We start from the raw sequence: 16,245 nt of genomic DNA, 5'->3' as shown, positions 1-16,245 counted from the left end.
CCGCGTATGTACGGTATTGCGATTATGCTCGTCCTGCTATCAGGTTTGCTGCATGCCATCTGGAACCTGTACACGAAGCGCAGCTCGAACAAAGTGTCATTCCTGTGGCTGACCCAATTAGTTGCCGTACTAATCTTTACTCCTCTTACCATCATAGAGTGGGATACGAGCCGGATGACAGGAACGGGAGCGCTCATGCTTCTTCTGTCGATGGTTCTTCATGGCATCTATGTTCTGCTGCTTGCACGTACCTATACCGTTGGTGATTTCTCGCAAGTGTATCCCATAATGAGGGGAACCAGCCCGCTCGTTGTTCCGATTCTCGGAACGGCGCTGCTTGGTGAGCATCTGACTGCACTTGGTTGGTTCGGCGTCGTCCTCATCCTATTCGGTGTAGGCGTGACAAGTAATTTGCGCTTGCTAATGAAGGGATCGACGAAGGCCGCTTACAAGGCACCGCTGCTGGCGTTAGCTGTTGGTCTATGCATAGCGAGTTATATTATCGTTGACAAAATATCGCTGGATTATATGCCTGCCGTTATGCTGAATCAAGCGACGAATATCGGGAATGCGCTGCTGCTAGGATGGGCGGCATTTCGTTCGCATGCTGTGAAATCTGAACTTCGCATCAACTGGAAGACGATCCTGTTGGGCGGGATCATAGCGCCAGGCGGCTATATGCTGTTCTTGTATGCATTATCGCTTGCGCCAGTAGCGCAACTCGCTCCGATGCGGGAGATCGGCACAGTGTTCGGAACGCTGATGGGCATTATGCTGCTTCGTGAACCACAAGGAAAGCGGAGAATTGGCACATCGATTCTCATAACGGCAGGGGTTATCTTGCTTGCCATGAACGGTTGAGGGGCAGTTCAGTAAATATATAGCTCTATGAGTATCGTTGGCACCTTACCTACGATGCTCATAGAGCTTTTATCTAAATGTTATCCTTTCGAACGTACCTCTTGCCGCATGAACAGCACGTACGAGATGCCGAAGCAGATCATCGTTGCTGCAATCAGCCCAACGAGCTGCGGCCAAGAGAGCAGGATGCTCTGCATGAGCGAGAGCGGACTTGAGATCGCGCCGATTACTTGTGCCGTCGTTAGCGGACCAAGGGAGCGGACCCCTGGCGTCAACAGCGTGCTGGTCGCCTCTGAGAACAGGTAGGCAGGCGACAGGCGATTGAGCAGCAGCATCCGATTAGCATGTCGCAGCAGAATGGACAGGGCAGACGAATCTGCCGGTGCTGTCGCCTTGTCAATGATGCCTACCAGCATGCTGTAGAAGATCGTGAAGAACAGCCAGAGCGCAATGCCTGACAAAGCGGAAGTTGCTGCCTGTCGGAATCGAATAGAGAACAAAATAGCCAGATTGAGCCAGAAGCCTACATAAACCGTTGCTACGAACAGGAATAAGACGACCCGCATCACTTCCTCAGGCGTCGGGGGATAACCAATCGTGAATAACCCCAATCCCATAACGAGAAAACCAAGCGAGTACAGGACGACGGCGACAAGCAGCAGAGATGCCGTAAATTTCGCAAGGATAAAATCGTCACGATAGATCGGCTGGGACAGTAGACGGCTAAGCGTCCCTTTATTCCGCTCCGTATTGACGGCATCGAATCCGAGTGCGATACCGACAAGCGGACCGAGGAAGGAGACGAATGTCACGAATGTAGGCAACGTGCCATCCGATACGGTGAACATTTGCAGGAACAGGAAGCTGTTATCGGCTTGTTCCGATTTGACACCATCTCGAAGCGCGGTTACCGCAGTGTAGATCGAGCCTATACAAGCAAGAGCTATAATGGCAATCAGAATAATAAACCGCCAGCTGCGCATATGATCGCCGAACTCCTTCTGCACCATTACCCAGAATGGTGATGTTGTTCGAGTGGCATTCCTCTCCAATCGAGCATGCTTCTGCAGCGGCGGCTGGCTGCTTGTGAATATGCGCCTTAGAAAATTAGGACTTGCTGCTGTTTCGCCCACCTCGGTCACCTCCTTCGAAATAGCGGTGATAAATATCATCAAGACCATATTGCTTCCGACTTATAGCATTCAACCGTGCTCCGCTCTGTATAATTTCCAGTGCTGCTTCGGAAGAAAGGTCACGGCTGCAGATCAGTGTAGCAGATGCAGAAGTCGAGCCGCCTACTAATTCATTGCGCTGCGGGCCGTGATAGGCGATTACGCCGCTGAGATATGTCAGACGATGAATGAGATCCTCGTTCCAGCCTTCTGCTTCCAGTTCCACCGTTACCGTTCCCTCATCGTCCAACTGTTCAGCCAGCGACTCAATATCGCCGCATGCGATAAGTTCACCGCGGACGAAGAGTCCGACACGGTCGCAAATTTGCTGAACCTGATGAAGATGATGCGAGGAGAGGAGGACTGTTATGTTCTCTTTGCGGCTCAGATCGGAGATCAGATTCAGCAGCTCTCGCACGCCTTCAGGGTCGATCCCGAGCGTTGGTTCATCCAGAATGACGACCTCGGGTCGTTTAATTAGCACGTCTGCGATACCAAGCCGCTGCCGCATGCCGCGAGAGAAGGTACCGACCTTCTTATTAACAACTTCCTGTAAGCCGACCAGCTCGAGAAGCTCCTGTGCGCGAGACCATGATTCTGCAGTGGGGATCCGATTTAATCTAGCAGTCAACATCAGATTATCGATTGCTGTCCTATCGTCATAGAAGCCAACGTCATCCGGCATATAGCCGACACGCCGCTTGATCTGCAGCGCTTGACGGACGGGGTCCAGCCCGCAGATACGAGCGCTTCCGCTTGTAGGCTCCGTCAATCCGAGCATCATCAGAATCGTCGTTGTTTTACCCGCGCCGTTCGGACCAAGCAAGCCGAACACTTCGCCTCTGCCAATCGTGAGATTCAATCCGTTAACGGCGACCTGCGTATCGTAACGTTTCGTCAGTCGCTTCAGCTCAATAATCGGCTCAAGCTGTTCTGTCACCGATACCGCCCCTTGGATAGATGTCTCCACGCTTAGCGCCTCCCGAATTTGCGGAACAGGAAGTAGAGACCTCCTGCCACCGCAACGATGATGAGAATTCCAATCCAGCCCCACAGCGTTGACGATTTGACAGCTACCCGGAAATCTGCGTTTGCTGTTTTCTCGGGAGAGGAAGCCGTCATTCCTACAACGTAATCGCCAGCGAGCGCCTTCTTATCCGCTTTGATCGTTGCCTGCACATGCGTCACTGCTCCGGCATCGAGTGTATCCACCTTCGAAGGAGTGAACGTAACTTCCCAACCGGAAGGGGTATCGGCCGACAGGCTTACATTTTTCATCTCGGAAGAACCTGTGTTCGTTACAATTAGATCGAGCTTGCGCTGTGAACCAGCTGTTACATCTGTGCTGAGCAGATCATTCGGCGTGCTGAGCTTCAGCCCGTATGTGCCGGTAATCGCCGCTTCGATCGTAGCATTCGCAGACGTGCTGTTGTTCGATGCGGCAATTGGGATCTTGTAAGTACCCGCAGCGACAGATTCTGGCGGCTTGACGCTGATCTCGACAGACTTCTCTCCATTCGGAGTAACATCGACGCTTGTGACGTTCGTGCTGCCATCGATGAACGTGATGTCCCAGCCTGGTTCGGCTTGAGCAGCCAGCGCGTAGGTTTGTTTGTCGGCTGTGCGGTTGCGGAGCGTTGCGCTGTATGTGAAGGTGGAGTCCGTGTGACCTTGCATGTTCGGCTGATCGAGCGTCAGATCGGAACGGAAAGTGCCTTGCTCAGACACTTGAACCGAGATTGGCAGCACCTCACCGCCAGCGTTCACTTGGAAATTGTAGTCGCCTTTGTTCACTTCGAGCGGCACATCGAGCTCTAGATTTAGGGATTGCGTTTCACCGCCTTTGACAGCGATTCGGCTAACCTTGCGTCCGCCGGCGGTGAGATCATATTTCCAGTTGTTGCCGACCTCTTGAAAGCCCAAGTCTACCGTCTGCGTTGAACTGCCATGGTTGATCAGATCAATCTGATAAGAGATCGAGTCTCCCGGTGGTGCGGATAGCGACATGTACGGCGTGTACAGCTCGACATTCGCTGCTGCATGGACTGGCAAGGCCACTAACGGAGATGACATGACCCCCAATCCGACTGCAAATACGGCAGCTATCCTTGTAAAGCTCGACTTACGGCATGCTTGCAGCATGCGAATCCCTCCCGCGTGTTAATGGAATGAGTGCTGCTCTTGTGCAGCGTTCATTGACGGTACGGTTGAGGCATCGATTTGGATCTACTCTTTCACAAAAATATTTCTGTTTCCGATTGATCTGTTTTCTGATACAACGATGTATAGATCTAGATGAATCGGGATTAGAAGGAAGGTGGATCAGCATGAGCGGTCAAGATGATGACTTATACAAGGCACTTCGCGCCATGTGCGAAGGTTCGACAGAAGCGTTCGACCTCATCTACGCGAAGTTTGCGCCGTTAGTCATGCAGATCGCTGCTCGGCTGCTCGCAGATCGGATGGAGGCTGAGGACATATGCCACGACGTATTCCTCGAGGTGCTGCGGCGAGGTGTCAGCTATGATCCAAGTCGAGGCTCAATGACGGCATGGATTGCGGTTATTACGAGAAGTCGATGCTTGGATCGAATGCGTGTCCGAAGTCGATGGCAGCATACGGATGAGGCGGAGGAAGAACGGATCACATCACCGGAGCTGACGGAGGAGCTGGTCATCCATCGGCTGCAGCAGCAGGACTTGCATGGCGCGCTGGAGGCGCTGCCTTCCGAACAAATGCAAGCGATCGTAAGCAGCTACTTCAGCGAACATACGCAGCGGCAAATGTCTGAATCGTGGAATGTGCCGCTCGGAACGGTTAAATCATGGGTCCGTTATGGAATAAGCAATTTGCGCAAACAGATGGAGAAGCGGGGCTGGGCGAGAGAGCCGGATAATGGTCCGAAGGAGGTACGTCGATGAGCGGCATGCATTCAGAATCACCTATGTGCAAACGGATGTATCGGGAAGAGGATTGGATCGACTGGCTGCTTGGCTCCAAACGGCCGGAGGAGCAAGATGCGATGCAGATGCATCTACTCACTTGTCACAAGTGCCGTGAAATCGTCGAACAATGGGCGCCGCTTATGCAAGTGGATCTAACGTCATCGTCGACACCGATAGAAGCATCCATGCCATCGAACGAGGTGTATAAGCGTCTTCGCCGCCAGGTCCGAGCGACAGGTGTACGCTTGCGGCTGCGGAATGGCATTCAGTCGAAGGGCAAATGGATGGCAGGCATAGCTGCAGGCATCTTGCTGTTATTGTGTGTGTGGAGCATCACCCGATTCGAGAATGAACGGCCCGAAGATCAGCGGACGCAATATGTGGCGCACTATGAGCCGAATGCCGTATCGTTCATGTCGGATCCAAGCACTGCAAGCTATCGGGTACATCCTTACAACGAACAGCTGGGAGAAGGGTATGTGTATTATAACGACAACTCGCTAGAACTGTTAGTGCTTCTTGAAGGTGTATTATCCAGCGAGGGGAAGGATGTGCAGGCATGGGCTGTGGACGAAGAAGGCCATGCAAGTCTTGGCTTGCTGCAGCAGGATGAGGCCGATCGTGCCCATCTGTATCTGAAAGGCGAAGCGCTAGGCAAAGCGCATCATATCGTTCTAACCGTGGAGCCAGAAGGGGGCAGCAAACAGCCAACTTCATCGGATGCCTTTGTGTTCCACATCCAGAAATAGCAGCTATTCAGTTACACAAATACCCTATATCAACTTCTGCGTTGAGTAATTGTAACAATTGGTTCATTTGTCGAATGGATGCTTGAACTGATATGATAGTTTTAACTGAATTAGCATTCGAGGTGGTTGCATTGAAGACAATCGTCATCGTTGGCGGCGGCATTACTGGGCTGTCCACAGCCTATTATTTGCATAAGCAATTGAACCAGGACGGATCTGCGGCCCGGATCATGCTTGTCGAAGCAAGTGAACAGTTGGGTGGCAAAATAAGAACGGTTCATCGTGACGGCTACATCATGGAAAGCGGGGCAGACTCGGTTGTGGCTCGTAAGACGAATATGGCGCCGCTGCTCGAAGAGCTCGAACTTCAGGACGAAATCGTCTACAATGAGACCGGCAAATCGTATATATTTGCCGATGGCGAGCTCAAGCTCATCCCGCAGGATGCGATTTTCGGCATCCCGATGTCGGTGGAATCGCTGGCGACAAGTACGCTCGTATCGGCAGAAGGCAAGGTTGAGGCATTGAAGGATCTATATACGCCGAATGAGAGCTTCACGAAACAAGATTCGATCGGTCATTTTCTCGAGGCTTTCCTAGGCAAGGAGCTTGTGGAGAAGCAGATCGCTCCTGTATTGTCTGGTGTATATTCCGGTGACCTTTACGAACTGACGCTGGCATCGACATTGCCTTATTTGCTTGATTATAAGAACGAATATGGAAGCATCATCCAAGGGCTGAATGCGAACCGCGCCAAGTTCCAGAGCGGGGGGAAGAAGTTCTATTCCTTCCGAAACGGCCTGTCGACGATCATAGATCGGATGGAAGAGCGTCTTGCAGGTGCGGTTGAGTTTCGCCAAAACACGAGGGTATCGAGTATCGACCGTATGTCTAAGGGCTCCGAGCAAGAAGCGTATCGTATTACGCTCAATGATGGCGTAGAAACGATTGATGCGGATTACGTCGTACTGAGTACGCTTAGTCCGGCAGCCCAGTCTCTACTACATAGCACGGACCTTGATCGCAGCTTTGATCAGCTGCGCAACAGCTCGCTCATCAGCATCTATATTGCATTCGATGCGCCAGATGGCCAGCTGCCGCTAGACGGTACAGGCTTCATTGCAGCCGATAACCGTGAGCTTCAATGCGACGCCTGCACATGGACAAGCCGCAAATGGGCGCATACCTCAGCATCCAGTCAGTTGTTAATGAGGCTTTTCTATAAGAGCTCGGGTTCGGTCTATGCGAAGATGATCAACCAACCAGAGGAAGAACTGCTGAATGTTGCGCGTCAAGACGTACTGCGTGCGACAGGTATCGATGCTGAGCCGCTGCACTGGACGGTTACGAAGTGGAATAATACGATGCCGAATTATCATATTCGCCATCCTCAACTGGTAGCCGAGCTGGAGCAAGGAATGGATGAGCTTTATCCTGGCATTCTGCTTGCCGGCTGCTCATATTATGGCGTTGGCATTCCGGATTGTGTAGCGAACGGAGAACAGACGGCACAACGAATTGCGGAATGGATCGCTCAATCCAAGCAGCTCCCGTAAGGCAGTGAACATTAAGAGTGGCAGCACCACGCTTAATTAGCCGTGACTGGTAAGAGAATTACGTATGGCTTGTCCAGATCAAGCTTTTTTCGTTATAATACAAGGTGAAACAACTATCGCTTTTTAGCAGGCGTAGTAAGATTCATTCCGGAGAAATATTAGCTCATATATAGTCAAACAACCTATAAAGTCTTATATTTGAGTAAAGAACATTGAAGAAAGTGGGAGCAGCATGGGTCGTAAGTGGAACAATATCAAAGAGAAGAAAGCAAAATCAGACGCAAATACAAGCCGAATTTATGCAAAGTTCGGTCTCGAAATTTATGTAGCAGCGAAGAAGGGTGAGCCTAACCCCGAATCGAACGGAGCACTGAAAGTCGTGCTGGAGCGTGCGAAGACGTATAACGTGCCTCGTGCCATTATCGACCGCGCAATTGAGAAAGCCAAAGGCAGCTCGGACGAGCTTTACGAAGAGCTTCGTTATGAAGGATTTGGTCCTTCCGGCTCGATGATTATCGTTGACGCACTGACGAACAATGTGAACCGTACAGCACCTGCTGTCCGTGCAGCTTTCAATAAAAGCGGCGGCAATATGGGCGTAAGCGGCTCCGTTGCTTATATGTTCGATCAGACGGCAGTCATCGGCGTTGAAGGCAAATCGCTGGATGAAGTGATGGAGATTATGCTTGAAGCGGACGTAGACGTTCGCGATATCGTTGAAGAAGATGAGACGATCATGGTGTACGCAGAGCCGGATCAATTCAACGCTGTTCAAGAAGCGTTGAAAGCTGCAGGTATTGCAGAGTTCGTCGTAGCTGAGATTACGATGATGGCGCAGAACGATGTGGATCTGCCGGAAGAGTCGATTCCAGCGTTCGAGAAGCTCATCAACGCGCTCGAAGACCTCGAGGATGTCCAGCAAGTTTATCATAACGTCAACTGGGAATAATCATTCCTGTCTGAACGGCCGCCTGCCAATAGGCGGTCGTTTGCTGTTCTTATTCTCAATTTGGACTGTATTTTATCGCATTAAAGAAAAAACGGGCTCATCCTTTCCGTATCGTGTATAATATACTAAATAAATAATAGGATCATAGATTGCTATACGAGCGATTATTGGCTAAGGATGTGAAGAGATGCTGAAGGATATGATATTGAACAAGCAGTCCGGCATTTTGACGTACGGCATGTCACCGCCGAAGGAAGATAATACGGAAGAGAAGATTGCGGAGATCGCACAGAAGCAGATCGATCGACTGAAAGGTCTTGATATAGACGCATTGATTCTGTATGACGTGCAAGAAGAGTCGGATCGGATTGATCAAGAGCGTCCGTTCCCTTATTCGACGATGCTTGATCCGGAGCTGTACAGCAAGCAATATCTTCACGCGTTGGAAGTCCCTAAGATTATTTACCGCTGCGTCGGCAAATATTCAGAGAATGAATTGACGCAATGGGTGCGCAAGGATACGGACCAACAGCGCTACACGGTGTATGTTGGCGCATCGTCCAGTCAGCAAGATGTGAAGCTCGAACTTGCCGATGCTTATCGGATCAGCAAGCAGAACAATGACAATTTGTCGTTCGGCGGCGTAATCATTCCGGAACGTCATATGGTCAAGAACGACGAACATCTGCGAGTCGTGAACAAGGTGAAGCAAGGTTGCGACTACTTCATCTCGCAAGCAACTTATAACATTGAAGCTTCGAAGAACTTCTTGTCCGACTACTACCATCACTGCAAGGAGAATGAGATCGAGATGGTTCCGATCCTGTTCAACCTTGCGCCATGCGGCTCGACGAAGACGCTGGAGTTCATGAAGTGGCTAGGCATCAGCATTCCGCGCTGGTTGGAGAATGAATTGAAGTATTCATCAGATGTTCTGGACAAGTCGATTCAACTGACGACCAAGATTTTCGAGGAGTTGTTCGAGTTCGGCCTGGAGAAGGGTATTCCGATCGGCTGCAGCGTAGAGAGCGTATCAACGCGTAAAGTGGAGATCGAGGCATCTGTTCAGATGGTCAAAGATATTAAAGTGATGCTGGACCGCAAACGTCTTGTAGACGTTTCCCGTTAATCGCAAGAGTTCATCTAACAAAGAAAGCTGTCGGATATGCCCGGCAGCTTTTTTGTTGTCCTCATCTGACCAATTTCGAAAGCTGGAACAAGCTATACTGAAGTATAGCTGCTACCCTCTACATCCCCTAATGAACATTATTTCAGTTCTTACAATTGGCTCGGAACTATTCTAGAATAAGAGTGCTTGAAGAAACACATTATCGTTCAATGGGAGGAATTCGAACAATGAACTATCGGAGACTAGGCGGTACAGGTCTGAAAGTCAGTGAAATCAGCCTGGGCAGCTGGCTTACATATGGCGGTTATGTGGAACGCGAGAACGCAGTCAATGCGATCAAGACGGCTTACGAGCTGGGCATTAACTTTTTTGATACAGCTAATGTGTACGAAAGGGGTGCGGCTGAGCAGGTCGTAGGCGAAGCGCTTCGCCAATATCCGCGTGAATCGTATGTGCTGGCGACCAAAGTATTCGGCCAGATGGGCGATGGACCGAATGACCGCGGCTTGTCCCGCAAACATATTACGGAGCAAGCGAATGCGAGCTTGCAGCGGCTTGGCCTCGATTATATCGATGTGTATTACTGCCACCGTTACGATAATGATACGCCTCTTGAAGAGACGCTGCGCGCGCTTGACGATCTGGTCCGCCAAGGCAAAGTGCTTTATGTCGGCGTCAGCGAATGGCAAGCATCGCAGATGGCGGAAGCGGTTGGCATTGCAGATCGCAAGCTAATGGATCGTATTGTCGTAAATCAGCCAATCTACAATATGTTCGAACGTTATATTGAGAAAGAAGTCATTCCGCTCGGTGAACGTGCTGGCATCGGACAGGTCGTATTCTCGCCGCTTGCACAAGGTTTGCTGACGGGCAAATACAGTTCGGCATCGGATATTCCAACAGATAGCCGTGCGGCAAGACTCGAGTGGGTGCGCAAAGGCATTACGGAAGAGCGTATCGCTAAGGTTCGCCAGCTTGAAGGCGTGGCGGCTGAGCTTGAGATTTCGGTCGGCAATCTGGCTCTTGCATGGATTTTGCGTCAGAAGAACGTGGCAAGCGCATTGATCGGCGCAAGCCGCCCAGAGCAAGTAACGGAGAATGCGAAAGCATCGGGTATCGTTCTGAGCGAAGACGTACTTGCCCGGATTGAGGAAATTCTCGCATAATGAATTGGAAGACAGCATGAGCGCATAAAGGAGAGAGCAGCATGGCGAAGAAGAAAGTCGTCGTAACAGGTGGAAGCGGGATGCTCGGACGCTGGGTCGTCCGTCATTTTGTCGAGCAAGGATATGAAGTGTTGAATGTTGATACCCGTCTGCCAGAAGAGGAGCTATGTCCTACCTTGATCGTCAATCTTGAGGATTTGGGACAAACGTATGGTGCGCTAGCAGGCGCGGATGCTGTCGTTCACATGGCTGCGATTCCAAGAGCGGGCATGGTGCCGCCGGAAGTTACGTTCCGCAATAACGTCATGTCAACATACAATGTGCTCGAAGCAGCGGCAGGTCTTGGCATTCGTAAGGCGGTTATCGCATCCAGCGAATCCTCCTATGGCATCTGCTTTGCCGTGAATCCGCTTGGTCCGACGTATGTGCCAATGGATGAAGCACATCCACAGCTGCCGGAAGACAGCTATGGCTTGTCCAAGGTTGTGAATGAAGCGACTGCTGATATGTTCAATCGGCGTACGGGCATGCAAGTTGTTTCACTTCGACTCGGTAACGTTATTCCGCCGGAATGGTATGAGCGATTCCCTTCGTTTATCAATAAACCTGAGGAGCGCGACCGTATCCTGTGGAGTTATATCGACACGCGTGATGCGGCAGAAGCTTGCCGATTGGCGATTGAGACGGATGGGCTTGGTTCCGTAGCTATCAATTTGGCGTCGGATGAGACGAGCATGGATGTGAAGAGCCGTGATCTGATGGCGGCAAGATATCCGGACGTCAATGATTTCCGGACGCCGCTCGAGGGATTCGAGACGCTGCTGAACAATGAGAAGGCGAAACAACTGCTTGGCTGGCAGCCGAAGTATAGATGGCGGGAACAGTTGAACCAATAGAGAGAGCGCGATAGCGCCAACGTATGAAATAAGGTTAGCGATATAGGAGACTGCTTCGTTCACAATCGGTGAGCGAGCAGTCTCTTCGTTTTTTGTCGCCGTATGGAACGGAAGAAGATGCAACCTTATAAATCTATCACTCGTCTACATGGACAATAGAAGAAGAGGAGTGAGAGCATATTTTTCATCCAGTTCAAGTCGACCGGTCACAGCGCAAATCCATGCTTGTCTTAGTGCTTGTATGCGCGATGCTGTGTATGATCGTTCAACCAACCAACGCAGCATCAGCGGCGGATAACACATCTTCATCCTTATTGAATCAAAGCTACAAGCAAGTGAAGGCGGGTACATACTATTCCGTTGGCTTGCGCAGTGATGGAACGGTGTGGACGTGGGGACGTAATCTGTGGGGCGAGATGGGCATCGAGAAGAAGGCGACGATTACGAGCTTTCCGTACCCGCTTCGGTTGCCAGAGTTGACTAACGTCACTAATATTTCGTTGGATGGCCAAGATGGCTACCAGCTTGGCGTCAAGTCTGACGGAACCGTATGGGAGTGGGGGCGAGACCCATTCGTATACCAGAGTTCCATTCTTCCTAGGCAGGTGCAGGGTATTACAGGTGCGGCATCCGTCTCTTCATATGGCGGAATAGCCAGCGCTTTATTGAAGAATGGGACAGTTGTTTCATGGGCGCGGCTTGGCGGAGACGATCTTGCCGCTGTGAAGAGCACGTCGATAGCCGGACTAACGAACGTAACCGCCATTTCCACGCAAGGTATGGTCAACTATGCGATCGTGAAGGACGGTAGCGTCTACGCATGGTACGCGAAGCTTGATGAGAAACGTAACTTGATGGTCAGTAAACCATTGAAGCTGCAGGGCTTGTCGCATGTGAAGCAAGTATCTTCGATATGGGACACAGGGTACGCGGTAGATGCGAAGGGTGCCATGTGGTCGTGGAAGCTGACCGAGTCCTCCAAGCTTGCGATCACGTATGCAGCTAAACCAGCGCGAGTATTCACAAGCGTAAAAGCTCGCAGCTTCAGTTCGAATCTGCTGCTAACGGATGCGGGTGTGGTGTACAATATCGTCAATGGAAAGCTTGTGAAGGTGAACGGACTTCCCGCAGTCGCTGCTATTAGTCGCGGCGGCTATCACCAGCTTGCGTTGGATAGCCAAGGTCATGTGTGGGGATGGGGCGCGAACAAATGGTTCGAGACTGGCAGTCCGACTTCTGCGCAAGACGGAATGGTGTATAAGCCAGCGCAGCTGCATTCAGGTGTCGATATCGAATTGAACGGGACACTGGTGGATACGATTGTGCCAGCGTATGAATCCGACTCGACGGTACAAATCCCGATTAAGCTGCTCGCAGCGGAGCTGGGTATTCGTTTCAGCGTTGAGAGTGATGGAACTGTGACGCTTGCGCGAGGCAATTCTACTGTAATCATTCACCGGAATGCGGGTAATGTAACGATCGATCTGAACGGTAAGCCGCTGAAGCTGAAGAGCAGCATCGGCAGTTCAGCAGGCAGCATCACAATTCCATATGAGCTGCTCGCATCTCTTGAGATCAAGGCGAAATGGGATGCCGCTGCTCATCGGTTGAGCATCATGACATGACGTGATATTCACGAGCGTGAACAATGGCAGGATGACAAATAACTTATATCGATGCCGCATAACTGCGGCGTTTTTTTGTTTTCATGATAGATATAATTGTCGATGTAAAAGACAAGAACATCTATCATTCTCCAATAAGGGACAAAAATATATTATTCAGCGAACACAACACAGAATTCAATTATAAGGGCCCTGAATAAATCAAGAAAACCATACAGTGCTGGGATTTACAGCTGATGATTTAGGATTTTACGTGAGTTATGATGGTACCAATTGGAAAGTATCGGGTTTGAGTGCAGGTGATGGAAATAAGTGGGAAGACCTACCGGAGTAACAAAATCTAATTATATCGATATTCGAATAATTAATGAACTGAATTATCATGGAACACCTACAGGGACTTACTTTTCACCTTAATGGCTCAAAAAAATTAAGAAGGTTTTAAACTTATAAGATAATTTGTGGAGTAATGTAGGACAGAATTAATGCCATGTCGAAATAACAGATTGGGATTTTATGCGTACTTCCGGTCTCATATTCCGAATTGGGCCAGCAAGGGTTAGAACAAGAAGAACGGTAATATAGTTAGACCATGAGCAATTGTACCAATCGAATTGGAGGGATTGCATAATGAGTGACAAAGGCTGTATTAAGTGTGGCGGCAAGGAAGCCAATACGAAAGAGGTTGCGATGACCGGTACAGGGCTTTCCAAAATGTTTGACATTCAGCACAATCAGTTTGTCGTTGTGTATTGTACGAATTGCGGTTATTCCGAATTCTATAACAAGAAATCGTCGGCAGCATCGAACATTCTAGATTTGTTCTTCGGTTGATCGGCGGTATGGAGGGGAAGGAATGGCAACCACGATCGGATTGATCCGGCATGGTGTTACGGAGTGGAATCGTCAAGGCAGGGCGCAGGGTGTATCGGATATCCCGTTAAATGATGATGGCATGAAGCAAGCTGAAGCATTAGCGATGCGGTTCACATATGGTGAATGGGACGTACTCTATTCAAGCGATCTGATTCGTGCGAGGCAAACAGCTGAGTTCGTGCAGCAGTCGTTAGGAGTTGCTACGGTTATCACGGACGAACGTGTTCGTGAAATCGATTGCGGATTAATGGAAGGTACAACGGAAGAAGACCGTATCGCTCGTTGGGGCGCTCACTATCATGAACTGGATCTCGGGATGGAAACACGCCAGAGCGTTGCCAAGCGGGGAATCTCTTTTCTCGAGCATATGGTGAATCAGCATCCAGATCAACGAGTTCTGCTCGTAAGTCATGGTGCATTAATCGGAATGACCTTGCAGCATTTATTGCCTCGCCTGTTCTCGAAGACGTACATAGACAATACCGCTCTGACGATTCTGACGTATACGAATAACGAGTGGGAATGCCAATTGTATAATTGTACGAAGCATCTCTAGTACCAGCTTCAGGCATCATTTTGTACGAAGACAGAAGAAGACATGTCCTCCGAGACGAGAGGAAATGTCTTCTTTTTTTGCTAGTTGGCTGAACCTTACTTGTCCTTGATCCCAAATGCATAACGACAGGACTTATTTCGTTATACGGCTGTCATAGCGTGTCCTAGACTTGCGTACATATAGCATCGACTACATGTAACTACTAATTCTAACTCATAAAGGAGGAAATCTTACGTGAACTATCCACAGTTATCAGATCTGGTCACTCAGATGAAGAACAGCCCATCGACGAATGGGTGGGATGTCGTGTGCTCGTACAACGTGGTTCAACTGAATGCTTTTCTAAAATCGCAGTATGAGGCTGGCAGCCTAGTTAATCATTTCAAGCAAAGCATTGATCGGCAGGACCCGCTCTATGGTGTCGACATCACGATTAGCTACGACATACAGATCGGCACACCGATTCTAGCATTCACGAGCGGCGTGACGGGACAAGCAACGCTGACGATGCCGATCTTGGACGGCAGCTCATATTCCGTTGGTCCGAAGGGGAGCCCTCCGGTTCGAACAACAACGATTCCCGGGGGCAAATACAGCATTCAAGCGAATGTTCCGCTCGCAGCAATCAATGGAACGACAGGCGAAGTTGTCGAGGCAGGCAATATCGTGACGTTCAGTGATGGCAATGTCCATGACAACCACGTCATTATTCACTTCAACAATGAGAAAGGGGCCAACTTCCTCATTCAACCGGTACCAGAGCCAAGTGATAAGGATCCAATGGAAACGTATTTTCTTCCTGCAATCTCGCAATATTTTCAAGACAATGTGAATGCGATCGATTATGCACTCGCAGCTGTGAACAACAGCAAGCCAACAGATGGGGCGAGCGTGTTAACGCCACAATCGTTCATCTTCCATACAGCAGCAGATGACAATTCGGATGGTGTACTCAGCTTATATATCCAAACGGTTGAAAGCGGCAATGATCCTGGCGATCGATCCCCGAATTTCCAACCAGGGGGCAGCACCGTTTACCCGATCCCAGAAGGGTATACCGCTAGTGTTGTCCTGTCCCAACCTCTCCTTCGCAAAGTATTCCTACAGCCGCAGCTTACGAACAATGGCTTCAGCGTCACCTTCCTTCCCGTATCTGACGGAATCTCGATGCAGCTTCGCAAGAATGCGTCGGTCTTGTCGGATGGGGATTCCGGTACTTATATTTTCGGCGGACACAGTTATGACGGACTAAGCATTAGTCTCAATGATTGGCCACTTACCCTTGCGATTCAGGACAATAAATTGTCACTTCAATGGCAGGGATCTGCGGATTCGAGCTGGAGCGAGTATTCGATGGGCTCAAACGGAGGGACGTGGGGCAAGGTGACGCTGACCATCACCCTGCATAAGGATCCTGCTGCGCTGACGCTGTCGACCGATGATGAAATCGGCGGTCAACTGTCGGTTAGCCGAAGTGACTTCTCTATTGAGGTGAAGAGCCATGGCTGCAGCTTCTGGGAAACGGTCAACCATTGCTCGGAGTCGGCACCTCCGTACTATTCGGACAATATGACGCTGACGATCCCATCGATTCAGATCGCCTTCAGCGGCTTGAATTTCTTCAGCACAACGAATCTCGTCTCACCAGGACAGACCGTGATCAACTTCGACACGAAGGCAGGCGTGCAGACGCCGTTTGATTTTCTGCTTGTAGGCAACGTTGTGTCGAAGGCGTAGTCGCTGACGGAAAAGAACTTCAGGTGAT

15 protein-coding genes are annotated in these 16,245 nt (G+C 50.1%); 12 read left to right on the top strand and 3 right to left on the bottom strand.

Translation table 11 applies throughout. The features are described 5' to 3' along the window. The first annotated feature begins 6 nt into the window (after positions 1-6). Positions 7-861 (top strand): DMT family transporter, encoded by an 855-nt coding sequence (locus H8B09_RS11865; RefSeq protein WP_191203684.1) that lies wholly within the window; start codon positions 7-9, stop codon positions 859-861. An 80-nt stretch (positions 862-941) separates the two neighbouring features. Here the strand turns inward: H8B09_RS11865 and H8B09_RS11860 are convergent, their stop codons facing one another. From H8B09_RS11860 to H8B09_RS11850, 3 genes are all read right to left on the bottom strand, one after another. Then, positions 942-1,871, bottom strand: coding sequence for an ABC transporter permease (locus tag H8B09_RS11860; RefSeq protein WP_224753544.1), 930 nt, complete (start codon positions 1,869-1,871; stop codon positions 942-944). Positions 1,872-1,968: 97 nt separating this feature from the next. Continuing rightward, complete coding sequence (locus H8B09_RS11855) at positions 1,969-3,003, bottom strand: ABC transporter ATP-binding protein (RefSeq protein ID WP_318152592.1); 1,035 nt, start codon at positions 3,001-3,003, stop codon at positions 1,969-1,971. A 2-nt stretch (positions 3,004-3,005) separates the two neighbouring features. Next, positions 3,006-4,175: a COG1470 family protein gene (locus H8B09_RS11850; RefSeq protein WP_224753477.1), complete on the bottom strand. Its 1,170-nt coding sequence runs from the start codon at positions 4,173-4,175 to the stop codon at positions 3,006-3,008. Between the two features lie 185 nt (positions 4,176-4,360). On the opposite strand from H8B09_RS11850, the gene H8B09_RS11845 reads away from it, so the two are divergent. The 11 genes from H8B09_RS11845 (at position 4,361) to H8B09_RS11795 (ending at position 16,217) form a co-directional block, all read left to right on the top strand. Beyond that, positions 4,361-4,954, top strand: coding sequence for a sigma-70 family RNA polymerase sigma factor (locus tag H8B09_RS11845; protein WP_191203682.1), 594 nt, complete (start codon positions 4,361-4,363; stop codon positions 4,952-4,954). Further along, the gene (locus H8B09_RS11840; RefSeq protein ID WP_191203681.1) at positions 4,951-5,727 is read left to right on the top strand and encodes an anti-sigma factor; all 777 of its coding nucleotides are present in this window, start codon (positions 4,951-4,953) and stop codon (positions 5,725-5,727) included. The genes H8B09_RS11845 and H8B09_RS11840 overlap by 4 nt, the downstream gene beginning before the upstream one ends. A gap of 131 nt (positions 5,728-5,858) precedes the next feature. Next, positions 5,859-7,283, top strand: coding sequence for a protoporphyrinogen oxidase (hemG, locus tag H8B09_RS11835; RefSeq protein ID WP_191203819.1), 1,425 nt, complete (start codon positions 5,859-5,861; stop codon positions 7,281-7,283). A 232-nt stretch (positions 7,284-7,515) separates the two neighbouring features. Beyond that, positions 7,516-8,232, top strand: coding sequence for a YebC/PmpR family DNA-binding transcriptional regulator (locus H8B09_RS11830; protein WP_191203680.1), 717 nt, complete (start codon positions 7,516-7,518; stop codon positions 8,230-8,232). 187 nt (positions 8,233-8,419) lie between these two features. Next, positions 8,420-9,361, top strand: a complete 942-nt coding sequence (locus H8B09_RS11825) for a methylenetetrahydrofolate reductase (RefSeq protein WP_191203679.1) — start codon at positions 8,420-8,422, stop codon at positions 9,359-9,361. A 227-nt stretch (positions 9,362-9,588) separates the two neighbouring features. Next, positions 9,589-10,527: an aldo/keto reductase family protein gene (locus H8B09_RS11820; protein WP_191203678.1), complete on the top strand. Its 939-nt coding sequence runs from the start codon at positions 9,589-9,591 to the stop codon at positions 10,525-10,527. Positions 10,528-10,568: 41 nt separating this feature from the next. After that, complete coding sequence (locus H8B09_RS11815; RefSeq protein ID WP_191203677.1) at positions 10,569-11,423, top strand: NAD-dependent epimerase/dehydratase family protein; 855 nt, start codon at positions 10,569-10,571, stop codon at positions 11,421-11,423. A gap of 257 nt (positions 11,424-11,680) precedes the next feature. Further along, on the top strand, positions 11,681-13,048 hold the full coding sequence (locus H8B09_RS11810) for a stalk domain-containing protein (protein ID WP_191203676.1): 1,368 nt from the start codon (positions 11,681-11,683) through the stop codon (positions 13,046-13,048). 630 nt (positions 13,049-13,678) lie between these two features. Further along, on the top strand, positions 13,679-13,882 hold the full coding sequence (locus H8B09_RS11805; RefSeq protein ID WP_191203675.1) for a zinc ribbon domain-containing protein: 204 nt from the start codon (positions 13,679-13,681) through the stop codon (positions 13,880-13,882). 22 nt (positions 13,883-13,904) lie between these two features. Then, on the top strand, positions 13,905-14,480 hold the full coding sequence (locus tag H8B09_RS11800; protein ID WP_191203674.1) for a histidine phosphatase family protein: 576 nt from the start codon (positions 13,905-13,907) through the stop codon (positions 14,478-14,480). 234 nt (positions 14,481-14,714) lie between these two features. Then, on the top strand, positions 14,715-16,217 hold the full coding sequence (locus H8B09_RS11795; protein WP_191203673.1) for a hypothetical protein: 1,503 nt from the start codon (positions 14,715-14,717) through the stop codon (positions 16,215-16,217). The last annotated feature ends 28 nt before the right edge of the window (positions 16,218-16,245 follow it).

The organism is Paenibacillus terricola (assembly GCF_014779765.1).
GTDB classification, from domain to species: domain Bacteria; phylum Bacillota; class Bacilli; order Paenibacillales; family Paenibacillaceae; genus Paenibacillus_T; species Paenibacillus_T terricola.
This window is presented reverse-complemented; position numbering and strand designations above follow the sequence as displayed.